The organism is Thermomonas sp. LB-4, assembly GCF_036409385.1.
GTDB lineage: Bacteria > Pseudomonadota > Gammaproteobacteria > Xanthomonadales > Xanthomonadaceae > Thermomonas.
Genome location: NZ_JAXOFT010000005.1, coordinates 122,477 through 141,332, shown reverse-complemented (window position 1 = coordinate 141,332; position 18,856 = coordinate 122,477). Strand labels below are relative to the sequence as shown.

Genomic DNA, 18,856 nt, shown 5'->3' with positions numbered 1-18,856 from the left:
CTATTTCACGGGCCCGAGGTTTTCCTCGACGCCTTGCACATCGCCTCACCCAACTCACCAGTTCGCGATAGAGCAAACTAATGGCACACGACTTGCGGCGAGCGGCCCTAATCGCCTACATTCCTTAACGCTAGCGTAACAACAACATGTCAAGGGGATAACATGAACACTCGCAGCACAACCAAAGTCCGCAAGCTCCCGCTCGTCGTCGCGATGATGGGCTGCCTGTATGGCACCGGCGTCGTCGCCCAGGAGGCGCCCAAACAGGAGCCTCAAGAGCAGTCCAAGAAGGACGAAGCCAAGACTCTGGAAAAGATCACCGTCACCGGCTCCCTGCTCAAGCGACTGGAGTTCGATACGACTTCACCGGTGCAGGTGATCACCGCCGATACCAGCGTGGAAGTCGGCATGGTCTCTACCTCCGAATTCCTCCAGAAATCGAGCATCGCAGCGGGTTCCACGCAGGTTGGCGAGCAGTTCACCAGCGCCGTGCTGGAGGGTGGCACCGGCGTGCAGACGGTCTCGTTGCGTGGCCTCGGCGCACAGCGCACCGCGGTACTGCTGAACGGTCGTCGGCCGGGTGCCGCTGGTACCCGCGGCGCGGTTTCAGCGTTCGACCTCAACGTGATTCCTTCCTCGATCATCCAGCGCGTCGAGATCCTGAAGGACGGTTCGTCATCGATCTACGGTTCCGACGCTCTCGCGGGCGTGGTGAACATCATCACCCGCACCAATATCGATCGGCCTGAATTCAGCGTGAGCACGCGCACGCCGCAGGACGGCGGCGGCGAGATCTTCCAGATCTCCGGTGCCACCGGCTGGAACTTCGATCGCGGCAATATCGCCTTGGCCGCTGAATACTACCTGATCAAGCCGCTCAACTACGGCGATCGGGACTATCTCTCCTGCGCCCAGGATCTGGTGCGCGACGCCAGTGGCAACCTGATCGACCGCGAGGATCGTTCGATCATCGGTAGCACCGCGCTTGGCGGTTGCTCCACTGGTAACCTGTATGCCAACACCGTCATCGACGCGGCCTCCGGCGCACGCTACGTGCCCTCTCCGGACGGCAGCACGGTCGGCCTGATCCCGGGCTATCGCCCGCGTACCTCGACGACCTACGCCAACTCGCCGAAGGCCAGCTATCAGGACGTCCTGAATTATCCGTTCTACGAGGACGTCAATCTCATCCCGCGCAATCAGCGCCTGAACCTGTACGGGTCCTCCAGCTTCAGCCTGGGTTCGGTCAACTGGGACACCGAATTCCTCTACAACAAGCGCCGCACCACGCAGCACGGCATCCGCCAGTTCTTCCCCCTAACCGGCGGCACCACGGCCATCTCGTCGCGCTATCGCTATCTTGATGGCAGCACCTTCAAAACCCCGGTCCCGTCGGGCATCGCGCAGGTGGTGATGCCCTTCTACAGCGACCAGGAAATCGATATCGACTACGCCTATCTGAGCAGCTCGCTGGATGGCCTGTTCGAGTCGACCGACAGCTGGGGCTGGAGTGTCAACGGCTCGTACAGCCGCTCCAGCGGCGACTACAACGTCCTCGGCATTGACACGTCCAAGACGGGCGACCTCTCCTATGTCCGCACCGCGCCTGTGGTCAATTACTACGACCTCAACGCCGGCTATCTCGACGGTTCCAATATCCAGGGCCTCGTCGACGCCGTAGGCATCTGGTACAAGGGCAACACCAAGTACGACCAGTTCGTGCTCAACGGCGTGGTCACCGGAGAGCTATTCAACATGCCCGCCGGCGCGGTTGGCGCGGCCTTCGGTGCCGAGCACCGCAAGTTCAGCATCGACGACCAACCGAGTGAGATCGAGAAGCAGGCCCTGGTCTGGGGCTCCAGCACGGCCGATGTCACCAAGGGCACCGAGACCGTCAACGAGGTCTTCGCCGAGGTCGAGGTCCCGCTGATCAAGGCCAAGCCGATGTTCGAGTCGCTCTCGCTGAACCTGTCGGCGCGTGCGTTCGACTACGACGCCGCGGATGAGTCGGACATGGTCTGGAAGCTCGGCCTCGGCTGGCAGATCGTGCCGTCGCTCCGCGTGCGCGCCACCAAGGGCACTTCGTTCCGCGCCCCGGGTCTGTACGAGCTGTTCCTGGGCGACCAGTCCAGCTTCCCGACCCAGCTGTCGATCGACCCCTGCATCCAGTGGGGCGAGTCCTCGAACGTAAACCTGCGCACCAACTGCGCAGCCGCCGGCATTCCCGACAACTATGCCGGAAATCCCGTGACCGCGGAGGCATTCAAGCGCGGCGCAGGCGACGAGCTCGAGGCAGAGACTTCGACCGCATTCACTGCGGGCATTGTCTGGACCCCGACCTTCGCACCGGTCAGCGTGGCCCTCGATTACTTCGAGTACCAGGTCAACAACCAGATCACCGAATTGACTGCAGCGGGGATCGTCGGTGGCTGCTACTACGCGGAAGTGTTCCCCAACTACTACTGCACCCAATTGGAGCGCAACGCCCCGGACCATCCCACCGCGCCGAACAAGATCGAGACGGTGTACCCGACCTACACCAACGTGGACAAGCAGAAGGTGCGCGGTTACGACCTGCTGACCCGTTTCGAGAAGGATTTCGGGTTCGGCTCGCTTGACGTCGAAGGCCAGGTCACCTACATGATGGAGGACTTCGCACGCACGTTCAGCGCCGCTGCCGCCGATGGCCTGGCGACCAATGAACGCAACGGCACCATTGGTCGTCCCAAGCTCGTGGGCAACATCCGGGCCGCCCTGAAGCGCAACGACTGGACCTACACCTGGTTCATGGAGTACGTGGACAAGACCGAGCGCCTCACCCCGCTCTCGTCCACCACCTACTTCGGTTTTCCGAACGCGGTGTTCGACACCGTCGCCGACTCGCGGGTGTACCACACCCTGTCGGTGCACTTCGAGCGCCCCAAGTGGTCGCTGCTGGTCGGCGTGCGCAACGTGTTCGACAAGGAACCGGACACCATCTCGAATGGCGTCGGTTTCGGTCGCTTCGGCAACATCCCGTCGAGCGCGACCCAGTACGACCTGTTCGGCCGCACGCTGTTCACGCGCTTCAACTACAAGTTCTAGTCAACCCAGCGGCATGTTCCAGACTGGAGCCCGGCGCAAGCCGGGCTCTTCTTTTTGCCTGCCGTGACTTTGGCTGGTTCCCACACGCTTTCGGGTGCGCCAAGCTGTCACCCAGACTTCCCGGGCTCACCAATGATGCAGAACCGCCTTGTGCTTTTCCTGGCCTTCGTCCTGCTGGCGCCGGCACATGCCATCGCGCAACAGCCGGCCAAACCCGCCACCGCAGATCCGCTTGCAGACGACACCCTGATCGCCGGGGGCTTCCTCGAAGGCCATCCCGACCTGCGCTACCGCAACTCCGGGCTGGAGGCCTACTCCCGGAAAGCCTTCACCGAGGCGATCGAACAGTTCAAGCGCGCGGCCTGGTATGCCGACAAACCGTCCCAGGCGGTGGTCGGCGAGATGTACTGGGACGGCATGGGCGTGGCCCAGGACCGGGCGCTGGGGCTGGTCTGGATGGACCTCGCCGCCGAACGCGGCTATGACTTCTTCTCGCGCAAGCGGGACTACTACTGGAACACCCTGAGCGCAGCGGAGCGCAAGCGCGCATTGGCCGCAGCACGCGAGATCCATCGCGAGTACGCCGACGAAGCGGCGGAGCCGAGGCTGGCTGCGGCCCTCAGGCGCGAGCGCGCGAAGATGACGGGAAGCCGCGTCGGTTCGATGAGCAGCTCGGTCCAGATCATCGTGCCCGGGTACGGAAGCATCGACGCCACCCGCTTCTACGACCCGCAGTTCTGGGATCCGAAGCAGTATCGCGAGTGGCAGGACACCTATTGGGTGGACCTGAAGGTGGGCCAGGTGACGGTGGGTGACGTCGAACGGGTGGAGCCGCAGGCCAAACCCGAAGCCGGGAAACCCGCCACGCAGGACAAACCCTGAAGCCAGGCGCAGCTGTGCTGGCAAACGCCGGGCCACGCCTGTTCCATACCCGTCCGGATGGGTTATAAAGCGCGGGAGGGGCGTGTCGCGCCCCGCTGATCCCCGGGAGGGAAGGTACATGCGCAAGATGATCCTGGCAGCGGCGCTGGCGTCGCTGTCGTTCGCGGCGACCGCTCAGCACTCCGCCACCTCGCCGGTCGGCAAGTGGAAGACCCTGGACGACAAGACCGGCAAGGTCATGACGATCTCGGAAATCTACGAGGCCAAGAACGGCACCCTGGCAGCGAAGATCGTGGAAGCGGTGGGCGTTCCCGCCACCTGCACCACCTGCAGTGGGCAGCACCAGAACAAGCCGATGGTCGGCATCGTCACCCTGTGGAACCTGAAGGCCAACAAGGACGGGACCTGGGGCGGCGGCAACGGTTACAAGCCGTCGGAAGACCGCAGTTTCACCGCCAAGTCGATCAAGCTGGTGGACGGCGGCAAGAAGCTGGAAGTGAAGGGCTGCGTGGCCTTCATCTGCCGCACCGCCACCTGGGAACGGGTGGATTGATCCCTTCCCCGGCCATCGTCGCGCGGCTGCTGTCATGGGCCGCGCGCACCGCGGCGCGCGGGTTCGGGCGCAGCGCCGTCGCCGGGCTGCTGCTGGCGATGGCGGCGGGCGTCCCCGCGCAGGACGCCCCGCTGGGCCGCTGGAAGACCATCGACGATGCCACCGGCAAGCCCAAGTCGGTGGTGGAGATTTATCGCGCTCGCGACGGCAGCGTCGCTGGCCGGGTAGTCGAGATCCTCGACCTGAAGGATGGCCCGAACCCGCCTTGCAAGGCCTGCAAGGGCCCGCTGCACGGCAAGCCGATCCGCGGGCTGGTGATCCTGTGGGGCCTGCGCCCCGACGGGGATGGCGGCTGGTCGGGCGGGCGCGTGCTCGACCCCGAGAACGGCAAGGACTACCGCGCCAAGCTCGCACTGCTGGATGGCGGCCGCGCGCTCGGCATGTCCGGCTGCATCGCGTTCCTCTGCCGGCAGCAGGTCTGGCGCCGCGAATAACTTACCGCCCGTCGCCCCGCGCGGGCGGGCCGGGCGCCGCGGCACGCATGCGATAATCGCGGGTCCCCCCGCAATGCCACGCCCATGCCCCGTCCCGCGCTTGTCACCAATGCCCTGCCCTACGCCAACGGCCCGCTGCACCTGGGCCACCTGGTGGGCTACATCCAGGCCGACATCTGGGTGCGGGCGCGGCGCATGGCCGGCGGCGAAGTGCACTTCGTCTGCGCCGACGACACCCACGGCACCCCGATCATGCTGGCGGCCGAGAAGGCCGGCACCACGCCGGAGGCCTTCATCGCCGCGATCCAGGCCGGCCACGAGCGCGACTTCGCCGACTTCGGCGTAGCCTTCGACTGGTACCACTCCACCCATTCCGACGAGAACCGCCAGCTGACCGAGCGCTTCTACGCGGCGCTGGACGCGCGCGGCAGCATCGAGCGGCGCTCGATCGAGCAGCTGTACGACCCGGCCAGGCAGATGTTCCTGCCGGACCGCTACGTGAAAGGCACCTGCCCGACCTGCAAGGCGCCCGACCAATACGGCGACAACTGCGAGGTCTGCGGCGCCACCTACAACCCCACCGACCTGATCGACCCGCGCTCGGTGGTGTCCGGCGCAACGCCCGAACTGCGGGCCTCCGAGCACTTCTTCTTCAAGCTGGGCCAGTACACCGAGGTGCTGCGCGACTGGCTGCAGGGCGACGTCGCCGTGCCGGGCGTGAAGGCCAAGCTGGGCGAGTGGATCAACGGCGAAGGCGGCCTGCGCGACTGGGACATCTCCCGCGACGCGCCCTACTTCGGCTTCGAGATCCCCGGCCACCCGGGCAAGTACTTCTACGTCTGGCTGGACGCCCCCATCGGCTATTTCTCCAGCCTGCTGGCGCTGGCCCGCAGCGGCAAGGCCGCCGGCTTCGACGAGGCCCGCATGCAGGCGCTGCTGCAACCGGGCGATGGCTCGGAGCTGCACCACTTCATCGGCAAGGACATCGTCAACTTCCACGGCCTGTTCTGGCCGGCCGTGCTGGAGGGCAACGGCCTGCGCAAGCCCGACCGGCTGCACGTCAACGGCTACCTGACCGTGGACGGCGCCAAGATGAGCAAGTCGCGCGGCACCTTCGTGATGGCGCGCACCTATCTGGACGCCGGGCTGGACCCGGAGGCGCTGCGCTACTACTTCGCCTGCAAGACCTCCGGCGGCGTGGACGACCTGGACCTCAACCTGTCCGACTTCGTGGCGCGCGTCAACAGCGACGTGGTCGGCAAGTTCGTCAACCTGGCCAGCCGCAGCGCCAGGCTGCTGGAAACCCACTTCGGCAACACCGCCGGCGGCTCGCCGTGGGCGGCGGCCGCGCAGCCCGCCGGCCTGAGCGACGGCTGGCTGGACGAAGCGCGGCGCCTGCTCGATGGCGTGCGCGCCCTGACCCGGCTGTCCGCCGACCTCTACGCACAGGACAACCCCGCGGCGGTGACCCGCAACGCGATGGCGGCGGCCGACCTGGCCAACGAATACATCGCCCGCACCGCGCCGTGGGCGCTGGCCAAGGACGCCGCGCGCCGCGACGACCTGCAGCTGGTGCTGTCCACCGCGCTGCAGGCCTTCGCCGACATCGCCGCCGCGCTGAAGCCGATCCTGCCGCGCACCGCCGCCGCCATCGAGGCCTACCTGGGCACGGAGCTGCAGGCGGACACCGGCAGCGACCGCGCCGTGGCGCTATGGGGCCGCACGCTCAACCCCTATTCGCCGCTGTTCACCCGCATCGACCCGAAGCACATCCAGGCCATGATCGACGCCAGCAAGGACACCCTCGCCGCTCCGGCCCCGACCCCTTCCGCGCCGGCCAAGGCGGCGGAGAAGCCGGCCAAGCCCGAGGCCAAGCCGGAGACCAAGGCGGGCGGCGAAACGACCACCATCGGCATCGACGACTTCGCCAAGCTCGACCTGCGCATCGGCAAGGTGCTGGAATGCGGGTTCGTCGAGGGCAGCGACAAGCTGCTGCGCTTCCTGCTGGACGCCGGCGAGCTCGGCCAACGGCAGATCTTCTCGGGCATCCGCGGCAGCTACGGCGAGCCGGAAAAGCTCGTGGGCCGCAGCGTGGTGTTCATCGCCAACCTGGCCCCGCGCAAGATGCGTTTCGGCATCAGCGAGGGGATGATCCTGTCCGCCGGTTTCGACGGCGGCGCGCTTGCGCTGCTGGACGCCGATGCAGGTGCGCAACCCGGGATGCCGGTGCGCTGAGCGCAACACCGGACTCACTGTGAAGGTCCATACTTCCACGCACCGGTTTCGCCCTTTGAAAGATCGATGAACACCAGCAGCATCAGGAGCGACCACGAAGCCCTCTACGCCAGCATGGACGAGCTGCGCCGGCTGCTGGCGACGGGCGTTGCGGAGAGCGCCGATGCCCTCTTCGTGGAGCTACGCAAGCTCAGCGCCACGATCAAGCTGCACCTGGCGATCGAGGACCGCATGTTGTACCCGGCACTGGCCAACGCCAGCGATGCGCAGGTCGCCGTCATCGGCAAGCGCTTCCAGCACGAGATGGGCGGGCTGGCAGCGGCCTATGAGGACTTCGCCGCGCGCTGGGACACGACCATACGGATCGGCGCCGAGCCCGAGCGCTTCCGGGAAGAAGCCGCCTGCCTGCTGGATGCGCTGCATGCGCGCATCCAGCACGAGGACCGCGAGCTGCTGCCTCTCGCCGAGTCGCTGTGAACGATCCGGCCTGCGCGCGCCACCGCGCCGCTTGGCCCGCGCCAGGCAACGGCAGCGCACCATGACCGATCTCGTCGAACGCCTAGACCGCCTGCTGCCGCAGACCCAGTGTGGGCAGTGCGGCTTCGACGGTTGCCGCCCCTACGCCGAGGCGATGGCCCGCGGTGAAGCCGGCATCGACCATTGCCCGCCCGGCGGCGATGCCGGCGCGCGTGCGCTGGCTGCGGTGCTGGGCGTCGCGCCGCGGCCCTATGATCGCAATCGCGGCATGCACAAGCCCGGCGAACTGGCCTTCATCATCGAAGCCGACTGCATCGGCTGCACCAAGTGCATCCAGGCCTGCCCGGTGGACGCCATCCTTGGCGGCCCCAAGCACATGCACACCGTGCTGGACGCGCTGTGCACCGGCTGCGAACTGTGCGTGCCGGCCTGCCCGGTGGATTGCATCGTGATGCAGGCCGGCGTGTAGCGCCGGTGACTCAGTCCGTCCTGCAGCTGTCGCAGATCCGCTCGACCGTGTAGCCCTTCGCTTTCAGCTGTTCCACCAGCCCGTCGCTGCCCAGCAGGTGCAGGGAACCCACCACCACCAGCGTGTTGTCCTTCTTCGATTCGGACAGGCGCTTCTCCAGCTGCGGCAGCCACGCGCGGTTGCGCTCGACGTCGAGCAGGCGGTAGCTCTCCGGGGTCTTTTGCGCCATTTCCGCGCGCATCCCGCTGTCCAGCTTCGCCACGTCGCCGGCGCGCCACCAGGCGTGCATGTCGCTCATCTGGCGGATGGCCTTCTGCGGATCGGAGAGGAACTCGTCCATGCCCTGCGCTTGCTCCGCGTAGGGCACCGCATCCATCGCGCGCATCTGGTCCTCCACCGTTTCCAGACCGGCGGCCGGCTTGCCGGCGTCGCTGGCGCGCGCCATCAGCTTGCGGTCCAGTCCCAGCTCCGGGCTGAAACCCATCGCCCGGGTCACGCCCAGCACCAGGCCCAGGCTCACCGCCCACGGCTCGCTATGCTCCAGCGCCTGCACGCTGCCGCCGCCGGCGGACACCAGCGTGGACAGCTTGTCCAGGGTGGGCTTGGGCAGCACGGTGCTCAGGCTCTTGCCGTCCTCGTAGGCCATGTATTTCTGCATCACCGCCATCGAGTCGGGCGCAGTCATCGCCGCCGGATCGATCTCGAACAGCAGCGAGGCGCTGTCGTCGAAGGCGCGATCCACTTCCGCCGGCAGCGGGTAGTCGTCGGCCTTGAGCAGATGGAACGAGCCCAGCAGATAGACGGAATTGTCGGCGTCGGAGACCTTCCACAGCAGCGGGCGTTTGGCGTCCGCCGGCGGCTGCGCTTGCGTCTTCGGCGCAGGCTGGTCGAGCTGAACCGCCACGGCGGCGGGCACCAGCAGCGCGCACAGGAGGAAAGTGGGCAAGCGGAACTTCATCAGGCGTCCTCGTTGGATGTTTCGGGTTTGCGATAGGTTTTTTCGCCCGCTTCCACCCGCAGGTCCAGCCGGTTTTCCGGCGGCGGCAGCGGGCAGGTGGCGAACGGGGTGAATGCGCACGGCGGGTTGTAGGCGCGGTTGAAGTCGAGCGTCAGCCTGCCCCGTGCATCGGGCATCGGCGCATCGATGAAGCGCCCGGCGCCGTAGCTGCCGTGGCCGCTGGTGCGGTCGGCGAACACCAGGAACAGCGTGCCCTCGCCCTGGTCCAGCGCCTCCAGCCGGTACGGCGTGCCGTTGCGGGTGAACTCCACCACCCCGGGGTTGGGGATCTCGTCGGTGGTGCCGATGATGTTGGCGATCGGCAGCGTCCTGCCGGGCGGATGCGGGACGAAACGCGCCTGCAGCCGCCACTGCGGGCCACCCGGCCAGTACTGCAGGCCGGTGAAGTGCACGCGGCTGTCGGCATCGGCGTGCTTCACCCGCAGCGCCAGCCGGCCGCCGCGCGAGATTACCGTGGCCAGCCCCTTGCCGTCGTCGAACGCGATCACGCTGGGGCCGGCGGCATCGGCGTCGGTGCGCAGCCGCCCGCCCCTGCTGGTCGCGCCATCGACGGTCACCGCGGCGTCCGCGGCGAAGCGCACCTTGCCGTCGCGCACGCTGAACACGCCCAGATGCGGCGGCCCCATCGACAGGCGGACGCCGTTGTCGGCGGCGCTGCCGACGCGATGGCTGCCGCGGTCCAGCCAGTGCAGGCCGACCAGGCTGGCCCAGCCATCCGGCTTGGTCAGTTCCGCCAGACGCTGCGCGCGCCATGTCCGTTCGGACGCCGCGAACGCGGCCGCGGCCTTCGCCTTCGCGGCTTCCTGCGCCGCGCTGGGCGCGGCGTCACGGCTGCAGGCGGCCATCGCCAGTGCGGCGGCAGCCAGCAGGGTCAGCGTCCGCGCAGGAACCATTTGTCCATCTCCGCCAGCGAGAAGCGCGTCCAGGTGGGACGGCCGTGGTTGCATTGGCCGGAGCGCTCTGTGGCCTCCATCTCGCGGAGCAGGGCGTTCATCTCGGGAATGCTCAAGCGGCGGTTGGCACGCACCGCGCCGTGGCAGGCCATGGTGGCCAGCAGTTCGTCGCGGGTCTCGGCCACCCGGCGGGTATTGCCGTGTTCGCGCAGGTCGGTGAGCACGTCGCGCAGCAGCGCCTCCACGTCGCCGTGCGCCAGCAGCGCCGGCACGCTGCGCAGCAGCAGCGACTGCGGGCCGCTGCGCTGCACCTCGAAGCCCAGCTGCGCCAACGTGTCGGCCTCGCGCTCGGCGATGTCGGCCTCGCGCTCGGACACCGCGAGGCTGCTGGGCACCAGCAGCGGCTGCGTGCGCAGGCCGGCGCCGTCATGCGCGGCTTTCAGCTTCTCGTAGCCGATACGCTCGTGCGCAGCGTGCATGTCGACGACGATGAGGCCGTCGGCGTTCTCGGCCAGGATGTAGATGCCGTGCAGCTGGGCGACGGCGAAGCCCAGCGGCGGCATGCCGCCGGGCGCGTCGTCCGGCATCGGCATCGGGGGCGTCATCGATACGGCCCCTGTGTCCTCGCGCGGCGCGTACAGCGCGGCATACGCGGCGGGCGCATCGCCCACGCGGAGGCCCATGGCCTGCTGCTGCGGTGCGGCCGGCATCGACCAGCGTGGCATCTCCGCGGCGGCACCGGCCATCGGCGGCGTGGGCGCGGCCATGCCGCCGGCGCGGGTGTCCGCCAGCGCGGTGTGCAGGGTGCGGTAGACGAAGTCATGCACGAGCCGCGACTCGCGGAAGCGCACCTCGTGCTTGGCCGGGTGCACGTTGACGTCGACACCGCGCGGATCGAGCTCGAGGAACAGCACGTAGGCCGGATGACGCCCGTGGAACAGCACGTCGCTGTACGCCTGCCGCACCGCGTGGGCGATGTTGCGGTCGCGCACGCTGCGGCCGTTGACGTAGAGGTACTGCTGGTCGGCACTGGCGCGGTTGTAGGCCGGCTGGGCGATCCAGCCGTGCAGGCGCATGCCGGCGCCGGCATGGTCGACGCGCAACGCATTGCGGGAGAATTCCTCGCCCAGCGCCTCATGCAGGCGCACGTCGCTGAGCAAGTGTCCTTCGCCCTTCCAGCGCCGCGACGGCTTGCCGTTGTGGCTGACCCGGATTTCCACGTCGGGCCGCGCCAACGCCAGCGTGCGCAGCCATTCCTCGATGTGCGACAACTCGGTGCGCTCCGCGCGCAGGAACTTGCGCCGCGCCGGCACGTTGAAGAACAGGTCGCGCACTTCCACCGTGGTGCCTTGCGGATGCGCCTGCGGCGCGACCTCGCCCAGCCTGCCGCCGTCGATGCGCAACTCGGCGCCGTGCTCGGCATCGCGTTTGCGCGAGGCCAGCCGGAAGCGACTGACCGAGGCCACCGACGGCAGCGCCTCGCCGCGGAAGCCCAGCGTGGCCACGGCTTCAAGATCATCGATGGAGGCGATCTTGCTGGTGGCGTGGCGGCTGACCGCCAGCGGCAGTTCGGCGGGCGCGATGCCGCCGCCGTCGTCGCGGATGCGGATCAGGCGGATGCCGCCTTCTTCGAGATCGATATCGATGCGCTTCGCGCCGGCGTCGAGGGCGTTCTCGACCAGCTCCTTGACCACGGAGGCGGGGCGTTCCACCACTTCGCCGGCGGCGATCTGGTTGATGAGGGTATCGGGGAGTTGGCGGATGCTCACCCGGAGATTCTAGCCGGCCACGCGCGGCGTATCCGTTGCGCGGCGGAACGCATCGGGAACGTCGGCCGTCGCCGCGTCAGGGACTGCCGCCGGCGCCCACCGAGGCGATGTCCATCGTCCGCCCGGACGACGGCAGCTGCGCCGACTGGTTGGCCTGCGCGCGCGCCGCATACAGGGTGCCGGGCGGCGGTTGGCGCGAAAAATAGCGGTCGATGCCGTCCAGGATCGCGTTGGCCAGGGTGCGCTGGAAGGCGGGATCGGCCAGCCGCTTTTCTTCGTCCGGATTGGAGATGAAGGCGGTTTCCACCAGCATCGCCGGCATCTTGTCGGAGGTGCGCAGCACCGCGAAGTTGGCCCGCTCGACATCCGGCTTGTGGTTGTTGCCGACCCGCTTCAGGCCCCCCAGCACGTGTTCGGCGGCGTCCTCGGAGGCCTTCATGTTGCCGCTCTGGGTGAGGTCCAGCAGCACCGAGGTGAGGGTGTTGTCGGCCACGCGCACGCGCTCGCCGCCGATGATGTCGGCCGCGTTCTCCTTGTCGGCCAGCCAGCGCGCGCGCTGCGAGGACGCGCCGCGGGTGGACAGCACGTACACCGACGACCCGCGCGCGCCGCGGTTCTCGGCGGCATCGGCATGGATCGACAGGAAGATGTCGGCGCGGTTGGCGCTGGCGCGCCGCGCGCGCAGGTTGAGCGGGATGTAGACGTCGCTGTCGCGGGTCAGGAAGGCCTTCAGCCCCGGGGTGGCGTTGACCTGCCGCGCCAGCTCGCGGGCAATGGCAAGGGTGATGTCCTTTTCGCGGGTGCCGTTGGGGCCGTGCGCGCCGGGATCCTGGCCGCCGTGGCCGGCGTCGATGGCGACCACCAGCGGGCGGGTGCCGGCCTGCGGCAGGCTGCGCGCGGGCGGCGCATCCGGCGCGGCCTGCTGTGTGGAAGGCGTGACAGCAGGCGTCGGCGCGGGCGTCGCGGCAACCGGGGGCTGGGCGGGTGCGCCCTGCGCCGGCGTCGCGGCAGTGGCAAACGCGGCAATGGGGTCGGCAGCGGCAGCCGTACCCCCGGTCGGGGACGGGCCTGCCAGGTCAGGCTTCTCCTTCGCGGCGGCGGCGGACGCGGCGGACGCGGCAGGCGCGGCCGCTGCGGTCGCCGGCGCCGGATCGCCCGGCCATTCCAGCACCAGCACGGTGCCGGACGCGCCGGCATCCAGGGTGGTCGGAATCGCCTTGACCTTGCCGGCCAGATCGAACACCACCCGCACCGTGCCCGGTACCGGCTGCCCGGTGCGCACGGCCTTGACCATGCCAGCGGCCGCCGGCAGCGCCAGACCGCGCGCCAGATGGCTGGCGGGAAAGTCCACCGCCAGCCGCTCGGGATTGGAAAGCGGAATCAGCCGGTAGTCGCCGGCCTTGTCCAGATGCAGTTCGGCGCGCGTCCCGGTGGCCCCGGTTTCGATGCGCAACTGCTTGATTTCAGAAGCGTTTGCCTGGAAGCAGCCGAGCGCGACCAGCAGCATGGCTGCCGGCGGGACGCGATTGCGGCGGTTCCCCTGAGGACGCATGGCCGGGAGTTAAGCACCTGTCGACGACGGACGCAAGCATTTTTCCCTGAATAATCCGCAACCTGCAAGACTTTCCTCAATCGGTGCAGAGCTTGCACCCGCAACTTCATGCCATGCCGATTGCCGCCAGCCATCGCCGGCCGGCCGGACTCCGCGCCACCAACCGGCAGCGACGGCCGTCGCCTTCCACCGCCAGCGCGATGTCCAAGTCCGCCGGCGGCAGCGCACCCTGCCCGCGTTCCGGCCACTCCACCAGGCACAGCCTGGCTTCGGCCGGGTCGAGGCCGAGGAACTCCAGCTCGCCGGGATGGCCGATCCGGTACAGATCCAGATGCAGCGCCAGCCCGCCAGCGGGCAGCGCGTACTGCTCGACCAGCGTGTAGGTGGGACTGCGGATGGTGCCGGCGACCCCGAGCGCACGCAGCAGCGCGCGCGCCAGGGTGGACTTGCCGGCGCCGAGGTCGCCGTGCAGCTGGATCACCGCGCGCTCGGGCAGGGTCTGCGCCAGCCGCGCGCCCAGTGTTTCGGTGGCGGCCGCATCGGGAAGAAGGAAATCGGGCATCCCGCTATCGTCGCACCGGATTGGCCAGCCTGCGCAACCATGGCAGCAGGTCGGAGGGCAGCAGCCCGCGCTCGCCGTCCTCGCGCGCGGCCGCGTCGCCCGCAGCGGCGTGCAGCAGCGCGCCGGCCACCGCTGCCGCGTGCGCATCGAACCCCTGCCCGCGCAGTGCCGCAACCACACCCGTCAGCACGTCGCCCATGCCGCCGGTGCCCATGCCGGGATTGCCGGCGCAGATCACCGCCGGTGGCTGGGCCGCTGCCTGCACCAGGCTGCCCGCGCCCTTCAGCACCACGGCGCAGCCCACCCGCTGCTGCAGCGCCGCGGCAGCGCCAAACCGGTCGCGCTGCACGTCGGCGATAGCGCAACCAAGCAGGCGCGCAGCCTCCCCCGGATGCGGGGTGGCGATATCGTCCGCGCGCAGCGGCATGCCGGTACCCGCCAGCAGATTGAGCGCATCGGCGTCCAGCACGCGCGGCTTGCCGCAGGCCATCGCCGCATGGAACACGGCGCGCCCCCATTCGTCCTGCCCCAGGCCCGGGCCTAGCGCCAGCACGTCGGCGCGCTCCAGCAGCGGCACCAGTTCCGCCGTGCCCTCCACCGCATGCACCATCGCCTCCGGGCAGCGCGCCAGCAATGCCGGCACGTGCGCCTCGCGCGTCGCAACGCTGATCAGGCCCGCTCCGCTGCGCAGCGCCGCCTGCGCCGCCAGCAGGATCGCGCCGCCGCTGCCGGCATCGCCGCCGATGCACAGCACGTGGCCGTTGCGGCCCTTGTGGCCATCGCGCGGGCGCAGCGGGAAGAAACCGGCCAGCGCATCGGCGCGGTACGCCAGCGCGGCCGGGGCGATGCCATCGAACACGGACGCCGGCAGTTCCAGCGTCGCCAGCTCCAGTTCGCCGCAGTGGTCCAGCGCGACGCCGGTGCGCAGGCCGCGATGGCGGGCGAGGAACTGCAGCGTGCAGTCGGCATCCACCGCAGCGCCCGGCGCGCTGCCGGTGCTGGCATCGATGCCGGTGGGCACGTCCAGCGCCAGCACCGGCGCCGGATGCGCGTTGATGGCGTCGATCAGCGCGGTTGCGGTGGGGTCCGGCGCCCGCGTCAGGCCGATGCCGAACAGGGCATCGACGATCAGCTCGGCATCGCCCAGCGCATTGCCGATGATTCCCCCGGCCGCGAGGAAGTCCGCGCAGGCGCGCCGCGCCAGCTCGCTGACGGGTTCACCCAGGCGCAGCACGCGCACCGCGCGCCCCGCCTCATGCGCATGCCGGGCCAACACGTAGCCGTCGCCGCCGTTGTTGCCCGGCCCGCAGGCGACCACGATCCGCATCGCCCGCGGCCAGTGCTTGAGCGCGCAGCGCCAGCCCGCCTGCCCGGCGCGCGCCATCAGCGCGAACGCGTCGCCATCGCACAGGGCGGTGCCTCGCGCTTCCAGCGCACGCAGCGCGGCAGGGTCGAACAGCGGCAGCGGAGCATGCATGGCGGCGGTTCCCGGATGCGAACCTATAATTTGCGCCATGTCCACGCCCGACTACAACGCGCTTGCCGAGCGCATCCGCGCGCTTGCGCACGCCGCCGGCTTCCAGCGGGTGGGCATCACGGGGGTGGAGCTCAAGCAGGACGAGGCGCACCTGCTCGACTGGCTGTCCCAGCAGCTGCATGGCTCGATGGAGTGGATGGCGCGCCACGGCGCGCTGCGCGCGCGCCCGGCGGAACTGCTGCCCGGCACGATCCGGGTGATCTCGGTGGGGCTGGACTACGGCAAGGACCCGGATGCCGCCTGGGCCAACCTGCGCGAACACGAGCGCGCCTATGTGGCCCGCTACGCGCTGGGCCGCGACTACCACAAGCTGATGCGCAACCGCCTGCAAAGACTGGCCGAAGTGGTGCAGGCTGAGATCGGCCCGTTCGGCCACCGCGCCTTCACCGATTCCGCGCCGGTGCTGGAGCGCGCGCTGGCGCGCAACGCCGGGCTCGGCTGGATCGGCAAGCACACCTGCCTGATCGACAAGGACGGCGGCAGCTGGTTCTTCCTCGGCGAACTGTTCGTCGACATCCCCCTGCCCATCGATCCGTCGGCCACCGCCCATTGCGGCAGCTGCACCCGCTGCATCGACGTCTGCCCGACCGGCGCGATCACCGCGCCCTACCGATTGGACGCACGACGCTGCATTTCCTACCTCACCATCGAACACGAAGGCAGCATCGACGAGGAGCTGCGCCCGCTGATGGGCAACCGCATCTACGGCTGCGACGACTGCCAACTGGTCTGCCCGTGGAACAAGTTCGCCAAGCGCAGCGACGAACCGGATTTCCGCGCCCGCAACGACTTGGACAAGGCCAGCCTGGCCGAGCTGTTCGCCTGGGAGGAAGACGAATTCCTGCGCCGCAGCGAGGGCAGCGCGATCCGCCGCAGCGGGCACGAGCGCTGGCTGCGCAACATCGCGATTGCCCTCGGCAACGCGCCAACCACGCCGGAGGTGCTGGCGGCGCTGGCAACCCGCCGCCACCATCCTTCGCCCGTCGTGCGCGAGCACGTGGAATGGGCGCTGCGGCGGCACGGCGCGGCCTGAGCAGGGCCCGCCGGCCACCCTCGCGCTGGCCTTAGAATGCGCGGATGACCGACGATCTCCTCCGCTCCACCTTCCACGGTTTCGAACAGATCCCCCTGCGCGAATACGCCGAGCGCGCCTACCTCGACTACTCCATGTACGTGGTGCTGGACCGCGCCCTGCCGTTCATCGGCGACGGCCTCAAGCCGGTGCAGCGCCGCATCATCTACGCGATGAGCGAGCTGGGCCTGAACGCCGCCGCCAAGCCGAAGAAATCCGCCCGCACCGTGGGCGACGTGATCGGCAAATACCACCCGCACGGCGACTCCGCCTGCTACGAGGCGATGGTGCTGATGGCGCAGCCGTTCTCGTGGCGCTACCCGCTGATCGAGGGCCAGGGCAACTTCGGCTCCAGCGACGACCCCAAGTCGTTCGCGGCGATGCGCTACACCGAATCCAAGCTCTCGCCGATCGCCGAAGTGCTGCTGGGCGAACTCGGCCAGGGCACCGTGGACTGGACCCCGAACTTCGACGGCACGCTGGAGGAACCCAGCTGGATGCCGGCGCGACTGCCGCACCTGCTGCTGAACGGCACCACCGGCATCGCCGTGGGCATGGCCACCGACCTGCCGCCGCACAACCTCAACGAACTCGTCAGCGCCTGCGTGCGCCTGCTGGACGACCCCGACGCGACCGTGCGCGACCTGTGCGAGCACGTGCGCGGGCCGGACTACCCCACCGCGGCGGAGATCATCACCGCGCCGTCGGACCTGCTGGCGATGTACGAGACCGGCACCGGCAGCGTGCGCGCCCGCGCCGTGTTCGTGCGCGAACACGCCAACATCGTCATCACCGAGCTGCCGCACCAGGTCAGCCCGAGCAAGGTGATCGAGCAGATCGCCGCGCAGATGCGGGCCAAGAAACTGCCGTGGCTGGAGGACATCCGCGACGAGTCCGACCACGCCAACCCCACCCGCATCGTGCTGATCCCGCGCAGCAACCGGGTCGACGCCGAACAGCTGATGGGCCACCTGTTCGCCACCACCGACCTGGAGAAGAGCTTCCGGGTCAACATGAACGTGATCGGGCTGGACGGCCGCCCGCAGGTGAAGAACCTGAAGATGCTGCTGTCGGAATGGCTGAGCTTCCGCCAGACCACCGTCACCCGCCGGCTCAAGCACCGGCTGGAGAAGGTGGAGCGCCGCCTGCACCTGCTGGAAGGCCTGCTGGTGGCCTTCCTCAACCTGGACGAGGTCATCCGCATCATCCGCACCGAGGACGAGCCGAAGGCGGTGCTGATGGCGCGCTTCAAGCTGTCCGAGGACCAGGCCGACTACATCCTCGACACCAGGCTCAAGCAGCTGGCGCGGCTGGAGGAAATGAAGATCCGCGGCGAGCAGGACGAACTGGCCGCCGAGCGCGAGAAGCTGCTGGCCTTGCTGGACAGCAAGGCCAAGCTGAAGAAGCTGATCAAGGACGAACTGCTGGCCGACGCGAAGAAATTCGGCGACGCCCGCCGCAGCCCGCTGGTGGCGCGCCAGGCCGCGCAGGCGCTGGACGAGACCGAGCTGGTGGCCAGCGAGCCGATGACCGTGGTGGTCAGCGAGAAGGGTTGGGTGCGCGCCGCCAAGGGCCACGACATCGACGCCGCCGGCCTGTCCTACCGCGAGGGCGACCGGCTGCTGGCCGCGGTGCGCTCGCGCAGCACCCAGCAGGTGGCCTTCCTCGATTCCACCGGGCGCAGCTACTCGACGGCCGTGCACACCCTGCCCAGCGCGCGCGGCAACGGCGAGCCGCTGACCGGGCGCTTCGCGCCGGCAGCGGGCGCCACCTTCGAGGCGTTGGCCAGCGGCGGCAACGACGACCGGCTGGTGATCGCCTCCAGCCACGGCTACGGCTTCGTCACCCGCTTCGAGAACCTGACCAGCCGCAACAAGGCCGGCAAGGCGCTGCTGTCGCTGCCGGAGGGCGGACGCGTGCTGTCGCCGGCGGCGGTGGGCGACGTGGCTGCCGACCGCATCGTCGCCGTCACCAGCGCCGGCCACGTGCTGGCGTTCCCGCTGTCCGAGCTGCCGGAACTGGACAAGGGCAAAGGCAACAAGATCATCGAGATCCCCAAGGCCAAGCGCGGCACCGAGCACGTGGTGGCCATCGCCGTCGTCCCGCCCAACGGCAAGCTGCTGGTCAAATCCGGCAACCGCACGATGACGCTGGCGTTCCGCGACCTGGACGCGCACCTGGGCGCGCGCGGGTCGCGCGGCGGGCTGTTGCCGCGCGGGTGGCAGAAGGTGGATGAACTGTCGGTGGAAACGTAGCGCT

The 18,856-nt window shown here is 69.0% G+C and carries 15 protein-coding genes; 9 read left to right on the top strand and 6 right to left on the bottom strand.

Annotated features, from left to right (window positions below; genetic code table 11):
* Positions 1-162 precede the first annotated feature (162 nt).
* The 7 genes from SPK54_RS06155 (at position 163) to rnfB (ending at position 8,194) form a co-directional block, all read left to right on the top strand.
* Positions 163-3,084, top strand: coding sequence for a TonB-dependent receptor (locus tag SPK54_RS06155; RefSeq protein WP_330947046.1), 2,922 nt, complete (start codon positions 163-165; stop codon positions 3,082-3,084).
* A 135-nt stretch (positions 3,085-3,219) separates the two neighbouring features.
* Positions 3,220-3,966 (top strand): sel1 repeat family protein, encoded by a 747-nt coding sequence (locus tag SPK54_RS06150; RefSeq protein WP_330947045.1) that lies wholly within the window; start codon positions 3,220-3,222, stop codon positions 3,964-3,966.
* Positions 3,967-4,084: 118 nt separating this feature from the next.
* The gene (locus tag SPK54_RS06145; RefSeq protein WP_330947044.1) at positions 4,085-4,519 is read left to right on the top strand and encodes a DUF2147 domain-containing protein; all 435 of its coding nucleotides are present in this window, start codon (positions 4,085-4,087) and stop codon (positions 4,517-4,519) included.
* 98 nt (positions 4,520-4,617) lie between these two features.
* Positions 4,618-5,013, top strand: a complete 396-nt coding sequence (locus SPK54_RS06140) for a DUF2147 domain-containing protein (protein ID WP_330947061.1) — start codon at positions 4,618-4,620, stop codon at positions 5,011-5,013.
* An 84-nt stretch (positions 5,014-5,097) separates the two neighbouring features.
* Positions 5,098-7,248, top strand: coding sequence for a methionine--tRNA ligase (gene metG / locus SPK54_RS06135; RefSeq protein WP_330947043.1), 2,151 nt, complete (start codon positions 5,098-5,100; stop codon positions 7,246-7,248).
* Positions 7,249-7,314: 66 nt separating this feature from the next.
* Positions 7,315-7,725, top strand: coding sequence for a hemerythrin domain-containing protein (locus SPK54_RS06130; protein ID WP_330947042.1), 411 nt, complete (start codon positions 7,315-7,317; stop codon positions 7,723-7,725).
* A 61-nt stretch (positions 7,726-7,786) separates the two neighbouring features.
* Positions 7,787-8,194, top strand: a complete 408-nt coding sequence (gene rnfB / locus SPK54_RS06125) for an Rnf electron transport complex subunit RnfB (RefSeq protein WP_051247235.1) — start codon at positions 7,787-7,789, stop codon at positions 8,192-8,194.
* 10 nt (positions 8,195-8,204) lie between these two features.
* On the opposite strand, the gene SPK54_RS06120 is transcribed toward rnfB, so the two are convergent.
* The 6 genes from SPK54_RS06120 to SPK54_RS06095 form a co-directional block, all read right to left on the bottom strand.
* Entirely contained in the window at positions 8,205-9,152 is a 948-nt protein-coding gene (locus SPK54_RS06120; protein WP_330947041.1) for a TraB/GumN family protein, read from the bottom strand.
* Entirely contained in the window at positions 9,152-10,105 is a 954-nt protein-coding gene (locus tag SPK54_RS06115; RefSeq protein ID WP_330947040.1) for a DUF1684 domain-containing protein, read from the bottom strand. Before SPK54_RS06115 ends, SPK54_RS06120 begins: the two co-directional genes overlap by 1 nt.
* The gene (mutL, locus tag SPK54_RS06110) at positions 10,084-11,874 is read right to left on the bottom strand and encodes a DNA mismatch repair endonuclease MutL (RefSeq protein WP_330947039.1); all 1,791 of its coding nucleotides are present in this window, start codon (positions 11,872-11,874) and stop codon (positions 10,084-10,086) included. The genes SPK54_RS06115 and mutL overlap by 22 nt, the downstream gene beginning before the upstream one ends.
* A 76-nt stretch (positions 11,875-11,950) precedes the next feature.
* Entirely contained in the window at positions 11,951-13,426 is a 1,476-nt protein-coding gene (locus tag SPK54_RS06105; protein ID WP_330947038.1) for an N-acetylmuramoyl-L-alanine amidase, read from the bottom strand.
* A 106-nt stretch (positions 13,427-13,532) separates the two neighbouring features.
* Complete coding sequence (tsaE, locus tag SPK54_RS06100; protein WP_330947037.1) at positions 13,533-13,988, bottom strand: tRNA (adenosine(37)-N6)-threonylcarbamoyltransferase complex ATPase subunit type 1 TsaE; 456 nt, start codon at positions 13,986-13,988, stop codon at positions 13,533-13,535.
* A gap of 4 nt (positions 13,989-13,992) precedes the next feature.
* Positions 13,993-15,465, bottom strand: a complete 1,473-nt coding sequence (locus SPK54_RS06095; RefSeq protein ID WP_330947036.1) for an NAD(P)H-hydrate dehydratase — start codon at positions 15,463-15,465, stop codon at positions 13,993-13,995.
* Between the two features lie 37 nt (positions 15,466-15,502).
* On the opposite strand from SPK54_RS06095, the gene queG reads away from it, so the two are divergent.
* Together queG and parC are read left to right on the top strand one after the other, a co-directional pair.
* The gene (queG, locus tag SPK54_RS06090; RefSeq protein ID WP_330947035.1) at positions 15,503-16,558 is read left to right on the top strand and encodes a tRNA epoxyqueuosine(34) reductase QueG; all 1,056 of its coding nucleotides are present in this window, start codon (positions 15,503-15,505) and stop codon (positions 16,556-16,558) included.
* A gap of 44 nt (positions 16,559-16,602) precedes the next feature.
* Positions 16,603-18,852: a DNA topoisomerase IV subunit A gene (parC, locus tag SPK54_RS06085; RefSeq protein WP_330947034.1), complete on the top strand. Its 2,250-nt coding sequence runs from the start codon at positions 16,603-16,605 to the stop codon at positions 18,850-18,852.
* Positions 18,853-18,856: the final 4 nt, after the last annotated feature.